Source organism: Leminorella richardii (assembly GCF_900478135.1).
GTDB classification, from domain to species: Bacteria; Pseudomonadota; Gammaproteobacteria; order Enterobacterales; family Enterobacteriaceae; genus Leminorella; species Leminorella richardii.
Window position 1 is genome coordinate 1,313,270 of the sequence record NZ_LS483470.1, and the last position, 12,878, is coordinate 1,326,147.

Below are 12,878 nucleotides of genomic sequence, written 5' to 3' on the forward strand. Positions count from 1 at the left end.
AAATTCTATTGACTTGATTAGCTAAATCGATGTGTCGTAAGAATAATTTTGTTTTGATGATTGAATAATAATCCCTTATAGAAAGTAATGGCTTTGTAGGGAAGAGAATAGTTCAGATAAGCCGGAAGGATCACAGTTTGAAAATATTTACGGCAGAACGGAGATTTTTAGTCTAGCAATGAGAAAACTGACGTTCGGGCCGCTAAAGGCCCGAACGTAAAAGGCAGGCATTTAGCCGACTTGGGGTAATACACCAAAAACGATGCCGAACTGAATGATAATAATCGCGATACCGAAGGCTATTGCGGTAACAACACCGGTGGTACCTCCAGCTACCCGATAGGCTTTCGGGTGCAGTTGACGGGCTTTCAGCACCATTAGCGCTGGTAGCAGTAGTGCCAGAACCGAGAGAGCAATAGCGGCAAAGCCAAGGGCAATGATAAAACCCTTTTGGTAGAACAGGGCAAACATCAGCGGTGGAAAGAAGGTGACTACGCCAGTTTGCAGACGACCGGAAGCGGTGTTGCTACGCTTTAATAGGTCAGCCAGATAGTCAAACAGGCCAAGCGCAACGCCAAGAAACGAGGTCGCCAGCGCCAGCGCTGAGAACAGCCGCACAGAAATTTCTACGCTCGGTGCGCTAACCACTTCTTTAACGGCCTGTAGTAGCCCGTTAAGGCCAGACTCCGCAGCAATAATGCCGACAAAGGTGCGAGAGTCGATGGCGCCCAGCGTGGCAAGCTGCCATAGAATGTAGGCAACCAGAGGAATGGCGCTGCCGATGATAAAGATCTTGCGAAGCTTTGCCGTGTCGCCGTTCATATATTTCACGATGCTGGGAATACTGCCGTGAAAGCCGAACGAGGTGAAAATCAGCGGGATGGCCGAGAGCGCTAGCCCCTGTTCAAGAGGAAGCGTCAGCAGGTTAACGCTTTTGACGTGCGGCAGCATCAGAGCCAGCATGATGACCAGAAAGACAATTTTAGCGGTAAACAGCAGGCGGTTGATGAGATCTACCGTGTGGGTGCCGATGCAAACCACGCCGCCGCCGAGGATAGTAAAGGCTAACGGGCCGAAGACATGCGGTAGGTCGAGACCCAGTCCGTCGTTCAGGCTTATTCTCAATAGCTCTCCGCCGCCGCTTACGTAGGCGGCAACCAGTGCGTACATCAGGAACATGACCGCAAATCCGGTGGTCAAATTGCCAGCTGTGCCCAAGTAGCGCTTAGCGAGAGTGCCAAAGCCGTTATCGGGGTCGTTATGCTGATAAACCTCCACCAATAGCAGGGCGGTGTAACACATCATCAGCCAGAGGATCACCAGCATGGCAAGGGTAACGCCAAAGCCCACGCCAGCGGCCGCTAGCGGCATAGCAAGCATACCGGCACCAATCGTAGTGCCAGCTACAATAAAGATACTGCCCAGAGTGCGATTTCTCACACGAACCTCGGAATATATTCGTTACGTTAAGCGATGTGGTCTGTGCGTAAACCGCACGTACCGCGACTTAGCGGCCTGCTGCCAAAGGGTAGAGGCCGGAATGCTCGCTAGGGTATGTGAGATAGTTTCAGCTGTCAAACTATTGATACGAGTGTAATTTTTTATTTACATTCACTAAAAGGGCTGTCTGAGGCAGTTGGACGAGGCGCTTTTAGCTGATTATCGGCACTGAGCGGCGTAACATAACTGAATAAATGAAAGTAAATGGAGTGATACATGCTGATAGTCGAGATGATGAGTACGGGAGACGAGGTTCTACACGGTCAAATCGTAGACACTAATGCGGCGTGGCTGGCGGACGTCTTTTTTCAGCAAGGGCTGCCGTTATCGACGCGCACGACGGTAGGGGACGAGCTGGACACGCTTATCAGTACGCTTCTGGAACGCAGTCTCTATGCCGATGTACTTATCGTTAACGGCGGGCTTGGCCCAACCAGTGACGACCTGAGCGCTCAGGCCGCTGCAGCGGCAGCGGGCGTGGAATTGGTTGAACATCCGGAATGGATTGCGCATATGGAAAGCTACTTTGCCGATCGCGGTCGTCCGATGTCAGTGAGTAACCGTAAGCAGGCTATGCTGCCCTCCTGTGCCGAGCTGGTGGATAATCCGGTAGGTACCGCCTGTGGATTTTCACTGGTGATTAACGACTGTCTGATGTTTTTTACTCCCGGCGTGCCGTCAGAGTTTAAAGTGATGGTCAACGATCAGATCCTTCCCCGCCTCCGTCAGCTTTATGCTTTGCCACAGCCTCCTCTGTGCCTACGCTTAACGACCTTTGGCCGAACTGAAAGTGGGCTAGCGCAGCAGTTTGACAGTCTGCCTCTGCCTGAAGGCTGTGTAATGGGCTACCGTTCCTCTGCGCCGATTATCGAACTTAAATTAACCGGTCCCGCAAAGCAGCAAGAGGCAATGGAAGCAGCCTGGCAGCAGGTGAAGCAGGGCGTTGCCAGCAATATCCTGTTTGAAGGAACAGATGGGTTACCGGCATCGGTGGTGCGCAAGCTGACTGAGAAAGGTTTAACGTTAGCCGTAAGTGAAAGCTTTAGCGCTGGGCTGCTGAGCTGGGGGCTGACGTCGGTCGAGGCGCCGCTGCGCGGTGCCGAGGTGGTGCCAAAAGGGGAGGAAACGAGCACGCTGGAGACGTTTTTGGCGCGGGCAAAGCGCGTGGCGGAACAATACGGTGCTGAAATAGGGCTGGCGGTGGGTGAATACCAAGAGGGAACATTGTCCGTGGCGCTGTGTACACCAACAAACAGCATTGCGCTACGGTTACGCTATATGCCGCGAAACCACAGCGTTCGGGTTCAGCAAGATGTTGCTGTAGCGCTGGCGCTGGATACACTGTCTCGCTGGCTGCGTGGAAGAGCAGATTTTGGTCAGCACTATGAGTGGCTTGAAGAGCAGGACATCATCATTCGCTGATGTGAGATATTTAGGCCGCTTGGGCGGCCTAGAGGTTTCTGATTTCTTCTGGGATGCCGCTTTTCAAAATGTCCCAGAAGTGTTCAGCAGTTTTATTTAATCGGGTGTCCATCCGATAGATATAGGCTTGAATGGGAATGGTGAGCTCTGGCGTGTCTAAGCAAACCAGTCGCTTTTCTTTTAGCTCGTTAACCACCGAGTAAATAGGTAGCCAGGCAATGCCGTGGCCGTCCAGCGCCATGTTTTTAAGCAGTTCGCTCATTGAAGACATGAACAGGGTTTTGGGGTCTATGGCTTTTACCTCACCAAGGCGTCGGTTAACCAGCCGCCCCATGTATGATGCACTAGTGTAGTTGAGCAAAGGGACCTGAGGCCGATAGATATCGAATCTCGGGCGGCCATACTGATCCGTGGCGCAGACGGGATAAAGCTCAGACTCAAATATTTTCAGATGACAAAATGGCGACTGCATCAGGTCTTCGTCGTAGAAAGAGATGCTGAAGTCGTTTTTCCCCTCGCGCAGCGTGTTGACCACCTGCACAACGTCGATAGCCTCTACGTGGTAAACGAACTCACTGCCATAGCCGGATAGGGAGTGGATGAGCTTTGGCAGCAGGGTAAAGGCCAGAGAGTGGGCGACGGCGATCTTGATATTGGGCAGGCTTAACAGATTATGGCCTGACAGTTCGTTGAGGTTGCACTCCATCTGCTGAAGAAGGCTTCGGGTTTGGGAGTGAAACAGTTTCCCTTCTTCGGTCAGCTGTAGTGGTGTGGTAGTGCGGTCGAATAACTCAACCCCAACGGCTGACTCCAGTGCTTTAATGCGGCGGCTAAAGGCCGGTTGAGAAATATTCCGCTCTTCGGCAGCGTGAGAAAAATGACGGCTTGCCTCAAGAGTCAGAAAATCGTACAGCCACTTTGTCTCTATATTTTTCATGTTACCTGTTCCCGCTGTGCGCTATTTTTCAACGCGTGAGTTTCTTTTTTTATTTATTTTTTGTCAGCCTCACGTTATTGACGAAAAAATAAAGCTCTATGGCTGCGTGAAGGTGAAGAAATTAAATGTTCTTCACGTTTTTCACTTTCTCCTGTTTTACACGCTTATTTGATTTTTGCATAGCCCCTTCGTTTTTAACATTGTAGTGTCAGGCAGCCTAAAAGCCGTCACAGTCCGGTATTTATTCGTTTGTTCGGTCATGTTGTCACGATTTTTTTTCTTGCTCTAGGCTCATGTGTACAAACTGTGAGTCAAGGTTATGCAGATTTTGCATCGCCCCATACATACTTGCATTTCTTTTCTCACGGTGAAGTAGTTATATAGTTAGCAGAGGTTTAAGGCATTTAAATATGCATTAATTCAGTAAAAAGAAAAATTAATGTTAACAAAGTTAATTGCTGTGACGCTTTTCTTTATAAATAAGCGTCAGGGGTTCCCCTTATCAAAAAATGGGGAAAACCGGTTCGGTTTATCGCCCGAATAATTTGCGCGCTGAGGCGTAAAAATGGCGTGAAGTAGCCAGAGCATCAATTAACGGCGTTATCAGGAGGCATTATCGTGAAAGGTTTGATTGGTGTTCTTGGTGGAATGGGTCCGGCTGCAACGGTCGATATGTTTAATAAATTTGTGACCTTCACTGCAGCAGGCAGCGATCAGGAACATATTCCACTTATTATTTCGTCTATTCCTGACATTCCCGACAGAACGACCGCGCTGATGCACGGCGGAACCTCGCCACTGCCAACGATGACTGACTACATGAAGCGGCTGGAGAAGGCTGGAGCCGAGTGCATTGTCATTCCCTGTAACACTGCCCACTATTGGTTCTCTGAACTTAAAGAAGCGAGCGATGTAGATATGCTGAGCATCGTGGAAACCACGATGGATGAAGTGGTCGCTTCCGGCAAGCGGCGCATTGGGCTGCTTGCTACCAACGCGACGATGTATATGGGGCTTTATCAAAATAGCATTGAGGCGAGAGGCCTTGAGTGCATTAGCCCAACGGAAGAGAGTCAGCAGCGGGTGATGGAAAGTATTTATGCGCTGAAGGCAGGCGAACTGCCTCGCGCGACGCAAATGATGGTTGAGCAGGCAGAGGCGCTGTTTGACCGCGGTGCTGAAATCATTGTGTTGGGCTGCACTGAAGTGCCGGTGATCTTGGCTGACGCTGTCTTGCAGAACCCTGAGAAATACGTCGATTCTACTGGCGCGTTGGTAAGGGCCGGGATTCGGTGGTATGAAAAAAGGATGGGGAAGAACCATCTTCTTGTGGAATAAAACAATAAAGCTACACTAACGCGTTTCATTTTCAGTGCTTTTATTTTCATTGCTTTCATAACAATACATAACAAGGTGGAGTCCGCTATGGTTTGGTTAGAGATAATCGTTGTTCTGGGTGCGATATTTTTCGGCATTCGCTTAGGCGGCATCGGCATCGGCCTGTGCGGTGGGTTAGGGCTGGCAGTACTGACGCTGGGCTTTGGCCTGCCGATTGGTTCGCCTCCCGTTGATGTTATTTTGATTATTATGACCGTGGTAGTTGCCGCGTCTGCGCTACAGGCTGCGGGTGGTATGGACTACCTGGTTAAAGTCGCTGGCGCGTTTATGCGGCGTAACCCGAAATACATCAACATCATTGCTCCCATTATTACCTGGACGATGACCATCATGGCGGGCACTGGCTTCATCGTGTTCTCTACGCTGCCGGTTATTGCCGAGGTGGCGAAAGAGTCGGGCATCCGTCCGTCAAGAACGCTGGCAGGATCAGTTGTTGCCTCTCAGATCGCTATTTCAGGTTCGCCTATCAGTGCCGCTATGGCTGCCATGCTGACCATTATGGAAGGCAACGGCGTGACCTTTATTCAGGTGATGGCGGTGTGTCTGCCTGCATCGTTCTTTGCAGCTATGGTGGCGGCTTTTATCGCCTCTCGTCAAGGCTGTGAGCTGGAAGACGACGAAGTGTATCTGGAACGCCTGCAAAAAGGGCTGGTGCGTAAGTATGAAGAGAAGCAGGAAACCACTCCGGGCGCCAAGCTGTCTGTAGCGCTGTTCCTGTTAGCGACGGTAGCGATCGTTGTATTGGCTGCCTTCCCGTCTCTTCGTCCGGGCTTTGATCTCGGTAAACCGATGGGAACGCGCGATATCATTATTATCTGTATGATGTCCGCCGCCTGCCTAATGGTGGTCTTCTGTAAAACGTCGACCGACTCGGTTGTACTAGCGCCCACTTTCCGTGCAGGCATGAGCTCGGTAGCGGTTATTCTGGGTATTGTTACGCTGGGTACGACTTTTGTTGACGCCCACATGGTGCAAATCAAAGAGATCGCTGGCGACGTGCTGACGGCTTACCCAATGCTGCTGGCGCTGGTGCTGTTTGGTACCTGTGCGCTGTTGTATTCACAGGGTGCTACGACGCCGTTGATTATTCCTCTGGCTGTCGCGCTGGGCGTGCCGACTTGGGCAATCCTGGCTTCCTATGTTGCAGTTACTGGGGTGTTCGTTCTGCCGACCTATCCGACATCGCTAGCGGCGATGGAGTTCGATACTACCGGCACGACGCGAGTCGGTAAGTACGTGCTTAACCATCCGTTTATGCTGCCGGGGCTTGGCGGTATTGCGGCAGGCGTAGCGTTTGGCTTCCTGCTGGCGCCGATGGTGGTGTAGTGTTGTGTAGTACTTAGCCTACGTTTGAAATCACGTTCTATGGAGGCCTCAGGCAGTTGCTTGGGGCCTTTTTTATTGTTTAATGAAATAGCGAGTAGAGAAAGGCGAATGCTGAATAAGTTCCTGCACCTGTTGATGCAGCGCCATCCATTCCGCCGTGATCCCACTCCTCAGGTGAATAAGTTGGGTAATTATTTGATACTCAGTATCGAGTTCTCTAAGAAAAATAGGCTCGTGATGTGCAATACGGTTTCGTAATTTACGGATTCTTTCGAGCCGCTCATAAATAAATTGCCTCCGTTGATTTATTTCCCAAGAGGGATCGATATGGGGAAAAATGGCGTTAAGGTGCTTGTTCCACAAACGACAGTCGTTATTACGGGTCAATAATCGTTGCCAGAATACGAATTTCAATTCGGGGATGACCTTTTTTGTCATGCGCTGGTTTTTGCGGGCGCTGAATAAATCCTTTCGTTGACTGTAGCCGTTTACAGGATCGGGAAGGCTCCTTTCAAATCCCGAAGACCACGGCCATCGTTCTCCGTACTGTGTTTCAAGTGCCTCAGCAATGGCGTTTCTAACGACAACCTCACAAAAATGTAGCGGGATGAAAAAAGCTGCCGAGAGATGGGCATTCCACATATACAGATCTAGAGGGGCATGAATGTCTGCTCCGGCTTTAAAAGCACTTTCATACGTACTCATTCTGGCTGGAGACAGCGCTCGTTTAATAGCCTGAATAGTTTTTTCTGTTGACTTTATTGACGTCATTATTGAAACACCATAGTATCCCATGCACGGGCCACGGGACTTTGTTGGCAAACGCCTCCCCCTGTGGACAAAAGAGAGTTCGGAAAAACCCGCTATTTCAGCGGGTTTTTTCTTTTATTTCGATCCTATTGTTTCCATCCTATTTCTTGATACATCCGTACTGCTCACAAATTATTCTTAATCGCTGAACATTATCCGTTCTACACGCCCGTTCTTAATGACGATATACGCAGATTTATGCGTAAGAGTTACTTGATTGCTTAATTTCGCTGGTGCAGAGCGACGATATAGCGGTCAGAAATTTACGGCAAGAAAGGGAATTTAGAGCCTGGAGATATCTCGCAAAAATGAAAGCTGCAAGGATAGTTCTATTGACGTCATTATTTAAACTCCTTACGATCCCTGTCGCGTGCCACGGGACTTTGTTGGCAAGTGCCTCCCCCTGTGGACAAGAGAGAGTTAGAAAAAACCCGCTGTTTCAGCGGGTTTTTTCTTTGCGCGTCATTTCAAAAATTTCCCTATCAGTTTCAGAAAACTTGATTTCCCCAAGAGAAAATAACCGTGTTCTGCATTATGTTATCTCCCCACCTCGACAGATGATTGGTAATCCAGGATGACACAGGAAATGATAAGAAAAATGCTGATTGGCGCAGCGGCGTTACTGATCTCAGCTTGCCAAACTTCGGGGATATCAGGGCAACCCACCGCTGACGAAGCTGACGGTGCGCTTAAGTCCGCATTTTTACTCGATGCGCAGCGAAACGATTCTTCAGCGGCACGGGAGGCACTTCAACAGGACGTTGCCCATTTGAAGGTCACCGCAGTGGACAAATGTGAGCTTCAGAATAAGGCAACGCTGGTGTGTAGCGTCTATTCCGAATTTACTCCGGCCGGTTCTGATGAAGTGCATCGTACTTTTGACCGAATTTCTTTTTCCCGTACGGATGGGGAGTGGGTAGCGACGCTGAGTAAACCCTAGTAATGGTGGAGCTAGCTTCAAGTTTGAACGATGACGGATATAAAAATATTTTAAACAAGGAAATAAGAGGTGCGTATATCTCGATATTTGTTTTTACTACTTACTGCTTTAACCAGTCTCGATGTCATTGCACAAGACACATCTGCTGCTGTAACAAGTCTGGGTAACATTGCGCAGGATGCAGACGTTCGAGACGTAAGTGAAACCGAAGGAGAACGCCAATTACGATTAATGAAAATTCAGGCGTTACAGACTAATTTTAGCCTCAAGCTTGATGAAAAATTTGTATATATCGGTGGAGATAAAACGAGTTATTTTCATCCAATGCAGGTTATTTATCGTGATTATAGCGGTTCAGAAAATGATTATATCTTTATATGGGGAAGTACAGGAGATGGTAATAAGGTGACCTTTTCCTCTGAGTTTGTTCGTCCTTTACCATCTTTGAGAAAAGATGGGATTGATAGCCGGATTAATTCATCAGTGATGAATAAGGATACGGCTTCATTTGAAGCAAAATCGTATGGTGAAAAGTATGAGGAATATCATCAGCGACATATTTCTTTCGCTAGAAAAATTATTCAAAGTGAAGTTTGCGATACGGTAATTTATGTTGCGACGCCTAATTTTGGTGGTCAATATCTTTATGGGCTCTGTGGCGATCGCAAAGAGGTTAAGCAGATGCTATCAGATTTTGAACAGGCGAAACCTTTGAGTAAAACAATTAAAAAAACATATCTGGTATTGCCGAAAGGAACGCGCAATAAGCTGCGCGAAGAGAGCATTAGAAAGATTCAAAATGTTCGCTAAGACTTATTGGCCCGCAAAGCGGGCCAATGCTATTTCAATTAAAAACCTTAAAGCTCAAAATCACTCAAATCGTCTGCATTCACCTCAGAGTCAATCTGCCCAACCAGATAGGAGCTGACTTCTACTTCCTGCGGGGCGACCTGAACGTTGTCGGAAACCAGCCAGGCGTTGATCCAAGGGATCGGGTTGGAACGGGTTTCAAACGGCAGTGATAGGCCAACGGCCTGCATGCGAATATTGGTGATGTACTCCACGTACTGGCACAGAATGTCTTTGTTCAGGCCAATCATAGAGCCGTCGCGGAACAGGTAATCAGCCCATTCCTTCTCCTGCTGAGCCGCTAATACAAACAGGTCGTAGCACTGTTGCTGACACTCTTCGGCGATTTCAGCCATTTCCGGGTCGTCGTTGCCTGAGCGCATCAGGTTGATCATGTGCTGGGTGCCGGTCAGGTGCAGCGCTTCGTCGCGGGCGATAAGGCGAATAATCTTGGCGTTGCCTTCCATTAGCTCGCGCTCGGCGAAGGCGAAAGAACAGGCGAAGCTGACGTAAAAGCGGATGGCTTCCAGAGCGTTAACGCTCATCAGGCACAGGTAGAGCTTTTTCTTCAGATCGCGCAGGCTAATGACAACTTTTTTACCGTTAACCTGATGTGTGCCTTCTCCCAACAGGTGGTAGTAGTTGCTGGTGGCGATCAGGTCGTCGTAATAGTGTGAGATATCCTTTGCGCGCTTTAAAATCTCTTCATTAGAGACAATGTCGTCAAACACGATTGAAGGATCGTTGACGATATTGCGAATAATGTGAGTGTAAGAGCGCGAGTGGATAGTTTCCGAGAAGGACCAGGTTTCTACCCAGGTTTCCAGCTCAGGGATAGAAATCAGCGGCAGCAGAGCGACGTTGGGGCTACGACCCTGAATGGAGTCCAGCAGCGTTTGGTACTTCAGATTGCTGATAAAGATGTGCTTTTCATGGTCAGGCAGTGCCTGATAGTCAATACGGTCACGGGATACGTCGACCTCTTCCGGGCGCCAGAAGAAGGAGAGCTGCTTTTCAATAAGCTTTTCAAACAGCTCGTGCTTTTGCTGGTCGTAGCGGGCAACGTTAACAGGCTGGCCGAAGAACATGGGCTCTTTCAGCTGGTCGTTTTTTTTCTGTGAAAACGTGGTGTAGGTATGCGTCATAGGTAAATCCCTGTGTCAGTCCCTTTATCTTTCAACGCGCCAACAGGGCTGTAGGCGAGGGATGAAATTTAACGGGAATAGGGGGGAGCAAAAGCTCCCCCCAAAAGCGTAATTAAATTTTGCAGGCGCCGCTTTCGCAGCCGTCGTCTTCCGCCTTGGCCGGCATCAGGTCTTCCTGTGCGTCCTCTGCACCGTCACGGGTGTTTTGGTAGTAAAGCGTTTTCACACCGTACTTATAGGCCGTAAGCAGGTCTTTCAGCAGCTGCTTCATCGGCACCTTGCCGCCAGGAAAGCGGGTCGGATCGTAGTTGGTGTTAGACGAAATCGACTGGTCGATAAACTTCTGCATCAGGCCGACTAAGTGCAGATAACCGTCGTTGTTCGGCATATCCCACAGCAGCTCATAGTTGCTGTGTAGCTTTTCATATTCCGGAACAACCTGACGAAGGATCCCGTCTTTTGACGCCTTGATGCTGATATAGCCGCGCGGTGGCTCAATGCCGTTGGTGGCGTTGGAAATCTGAGACGACGTCTCTGACGGCATCAGTGCTGACAGCGTTGAGTTGCGCAGGCCGTGAGTTTTAATTTCATGGCGCAGGGTTTCCCAGTCGTAGTGCAGCGGCTCGTTGCACAGCGTGTCCAGATCTTTTTTGTAGTTGTCGATCGGCAGAATGCCCTGCGAATAGCGGGTTTCGTTAAACCACGGACAGGCTCCCTGTTCTTTCGCCAGCGCGTTGGACGCCTTCAGCAGGTAGTATTGGATAGCTTCAAAGGTTCTGTGAGTCAGACCGTTGGCGCTGCCGTCGGAATAGCGGACACCGTGCTTGGCCAGATAGTAGGCGTAGTTGATGACACCAATACCCAGCGTGCGGCGGCCCATGGAACCGCGCTTAGCGGCCAGAATTGGATAGTCCTGGTAATCCAGTAGGGCATCGAGGGCGCGAACCGCCAGCGTAGCCAGCTCTTCCAACTCGTCCAGGCTGTCGATAGCGCCGAGGTTAAAGGCGGAGAGGGTACACAGAGCGATTTCGCCGTTTTCGTCGTTGATGTCTTCCATTGGCTTGGTCGGCAGAGCGATTTCCAGGCACAGGTTAGACTGGCGTACGGGCGCTACGGTTGGATCAAACGGACTGTGGGTGTTGCAGTGGTCAACGTTCTGAATGTAGATACGGCCAGTAGAGGCGCGTTCTTGCATCATCAGCGAGAACAGCTCGACGGCTTTTATCTGACGCTGGCGAATTGACGCGTCCGCTTCATATTTCACGTATAGACGTTCGAATTCGTCCTGATCGGTAAAGAACGCGTCGTACAGCCCCGGCACGTCGGACGGGCTGAACAGGGTAATGCTTTCGTTTTTCAGCAGGCGCTGATACATCAGCTTGTTGAGCTGTACGCCGTAGTCCATGTGGCGCACGCGGTTTTCTTCCACGCCGCGGTTGTTTCTCAGCACCAGCAGGCTTTCTACTTCAAGGTGCCACAGCGGATAGAACACTGTCGCTGCACCGCCGCGAACGCCGCCCTGAGAGCAGGACTTCACCGCGCTCTGGAAATGCTTGTAGAAAGGAATACAGCCAGTGTGGAACGCTTCACCGTTACGGATCGGGCTGCCGAGCGCGCGAATACGGCCGGCGTTAATGCCGATACCGGCGCGCTGGGAAACGTACTTGACGATGGCGCTGGAGGTGGCGTTAATGGAATCCAGACTGTCACCGCACTCGATCAGTACGCAAGAGCTGAACTGGCGAGTTGGTGTGCGCACGCCGGACATAATCGGCGTAGGCAGAGAAATCTTAAAGGTCGAGATGGCGTCGTAAAAGCGCTTCACGTAGCTCAGACGAGTCTCACGCGGATAGTGAGAGAACAGGCAGGCAGCGACCAGAATGTACAGGAACTGAGCGCTTTCATACACCTCACCTGTCACGCGGTTTTGCACCAGATATTTGCCTTCTAGCTGCTTAACCGCCGCGTAGGAAAAGTTCATGTCGCGCCAGTGGTCAATAAACTCGCCCATCTGTTCGAACTCTTCTTGGCTGTAGTCTTCCAGCAGCAGGGCGTCGTATCTGCCCATGTCGACCATTCTCTTTACGTGGTCGTACAGTGCCGGCGGCTCAAACTGGCCGTAAGCCTTTTTACGCAGGTGGAAGATTGCCAGGCGGGCGGCCATGTACTGGTAGTCAGGCGTGTCTCGAGAGATCAAATCGGCCGCAGCGCGAATGATGGTTTCGTGGATATCAGACGTGCGGATGCCGTCATAGAACTGAATATGGGATCTCAGTTCAACCTGAGAAACGGAGACGTTGTTCAGTCCCTCTGCTGCCCAGTCCAAAACCCGGTGGATCTTGTCGAGGTTAATGCGTTCCTTGCTGCCGTCTCGTTTAGTGACCAATAAGCTTTGATTCATAACGTAATGCTACCTTTCCGTGAAAAAGTGTGCTCTTCAGAGCACCCACTATTTATTGCTCAGCGAGAGAACTGCATCACTGGCAACAAAACACAATATATAGGGGGCCGTGCGGTAATGAGCTACAAGATAGTGGTGTTATGCATCTTT

General features: G+C 50.1%; 10 protein-coding genes. 5 read left to right on the forward strand and 5 right to left on the reverse strand.

Going from position 1 to position 12,878, the window contains the following annotated elements; translation table 11 throughout:
• Nucleotides 1-231 precede the first annotated feature (231 nt).
• Nucleotides 232-1,440 (reverse strand): tyrosine transporter TyrP, encoded by a 1,209-nt coding sequence (gene tyrP, locus DQM29_RS06240; RefSeq protein ID WP_111739890.1) that lies wholly within the window; start codon nucleotides 1,438-1,440, stop codon nucleotides 232-234.
• 276 nt (nucleotides 1,441-1,716) lie between these two features.
• Here tyrP and DQM29_RS06245 point away from each other — a divergent pair, with 276 nt between their 5' ends.
• Nucleotides 1,717-2,922, forward strand: coding sequence for a nicotinamide mononucleotide deamidase-related protein YfaY (locus DQM29_RS06245; RefSeq protein WP_111739891.1), 1,206 nt, complete (start codon nucleotides 1,717-1,719; stop codon nucleotides 2,920-2,922).
• A 28-nt stretch (nucleotides 2,923-2,950) separates the two neighbouring features.
• Here the strand turns inward: DQM29_RS06245 and hypT are convergent, their stop codons facing one another.
• A complete protein-coding gene (gene hypT / locus DQM29_RS06250; RefSeq protein ID WP_111739892.1) occupies nucleotides 2,951-3,859 on the reverse strand; it encodes a hypochlorite stress DNA-binding transcriptional regulator HypT in 909 nt (302 codons plus the stop codon).
• A gap of 618 nt (nucleotides 3,860-4,477) precedes the next feature.
• Here hypT and cuyB point away from each other — a divergent pair.
• Together cuyB and DQM29_RS06260 are read left to right on the forward strand one after the other, a co-directional pair.
• Nucleotides 4,478-5,197 carry a cysteate racemase gene (gene cuyB, locus DQM29_RS06255; protein WP_111739893.1) on the forward strand — a complete coding sequence of 240 codons (720 nt, stop codon included), beginning with the start codon at nucleotides 4,478-4,480 and terminating at the stop codon, nucleotides 5,195-5,197.
• An 87-nt stretch (nucleotides 5,198-5,284) separates the two neighbouring features.
• Nucleotides 5,285-6,583, forward strand: coding sequence for an anaerobic C4-dicarboxylate transporter (locus DQM29_RS06260; protein ID WP_111739894.1), 1,299 nt, complete (start codon nucleotides 5,285-5,287; stop codon nucleotides 6,581-6,583).
• 72 nt (nucleotides 6,584-6,655) lie between these two features.
• On the opposite strand, the gene DQM29_RS06265 is transcribed toward DQM29_RS06260, so the two are convergent.
• Complete coding sequence (locus tag DQM29_RS06265; protein ID WP_197708852.1) at nucleotides 6,656-7,354, reverse strand: Abi family protein; 699 nt, start codon at nucleotides 7,352-7,354, stop codon at nucleotides 6,656-6,658.
• 625 nt (nucleotides 7,355-7,979) lie between these two features.
• Between DQM29_RS06265 and DQM29_RS06270 the strand changes: the two genes are divergently transcribed.
• Both DQM29_RS06270 and DQM29_RS06275 read left to right on the forward strand, forming a co-directional pair.
• The gene (locus tag DQM29_RS06270) at nucleotides 7,980-8,333 is read left to right on the forward strand and encodes a hypothetical protein (protein ID WP_111739895.1); all 354 of its coding nucleotides are present in this window, start codon (nucleotides 7,980-7,982) and stop codon (nucleotides 8,331-8,333) included.
• A gap of 69 nt (nucleotides 8,334-8,402) precedes the next feature.
• Nucleotides 8,403-9,143 carry a hypothetical protein gene (locus DQM29_RS06275; RefSeq protein WP_145960338.1) on the forward strand — a complete coding sequence of 247 codons (741 nt, stop codon included), beginning with the start codon at nucleotides 8,403-8,405 and terminating at the stop codon, nucleotides 9,141-9,143.
• 47 nt (nucleotides 9,144-9,190) lie between these two features.
• Here the strand turns inward: DQM29_RS06275 and nrdB are convergent, their stop codons facing one another.
• Together nrdB and nrdA are read right to left on the reverse strand one after the other, a co-directional pair.
• Nucleotides 9,191-10,327 carry a class Ia ribonucleoside-diphosphate reductase subunit beta gene (gene nrdB / locus DQM29_RS06280; protein ID WP_111739897.1) on the reverse strand — a complete coding sequence of 379 codons (1,137 nt, stop codon included), beginning with the start codon at nucleotides 10,325-10,327 and terminating at the stop codon, nucleotides 9,191-9,193.
• A 112-nt stretch (nucleotides 10,328-10,439) separates the two neighbouring features.
• Nucleotides 10,440-12,728 carry a class 1a ribonucleoside-diphosphate reductase subunit alpha gene (nrdA, locus tag DQM29_RS06285; RefSeq protein ID WP_111739898.1) on the reverse strand — a complete coding sequence of 763 codons (2,289 nt, stop codon included), beginning with the start codon at nucleotides 12,726-12,728 and terminating at the stop codon, nucleotides 10,440-10,442.
• Between the last annotated feature and the right edge of the window lie 150 nt (nucleotides 12,729-12,878).

Excerpts from the sequence above, each read along its gene's own strand:
- DQM29_RS06245 (WP_111739891.1), top strand. The coding sequence starts at position 1,717 with ATGCTGATAGTCGAGATGATGAGTACGGGAGACGAGGTTCTACACGGT.
- nrdA (WP_111739898.1), bottom strand. The coding sequence starts at position 12,728 with ATGAATCAAAGCTTATTGGTCACTAAACGAGACGGCAGCAAGGAACGC.
- DQM29_RS06260 (WP_111739894.1), top strand. The coding sequence starts at position 5,285 with ATGGTTTGGTTAGAGATAATCGTTGTTCTGGGTGCGATATTTTTCGGC.
- hypT (WP_111739892.1), bottom strand. The coding sequence starts at position 3,859 with ATGAAAAATATAGAGACAAAGTGGCTGTACGATTTTCTGACTCTTGAG.
- DQM29_RS06270 (WP_111739895.1), top strand. The coding sequence starts at position 7,980 with ATGATAAGAAAAATGCTGATTGGCGCAGCGGCGTTACTGATCTCAGCT.
- DQM29_RS06265 (WP_197708852.1), bottom strand. The coding sequence starts at position 7,354 with ATGACGTCAATAAAGTCAACAGAAAAAACTATTCAGGCTATTAAACGA.
- nrdB (WP_111739897.1), bottom strand. The coding sequence starts at position 10,327 with ATGACGCATACCTACACCACGTTTTCACAGAAAAAAAACGACCAGCTG.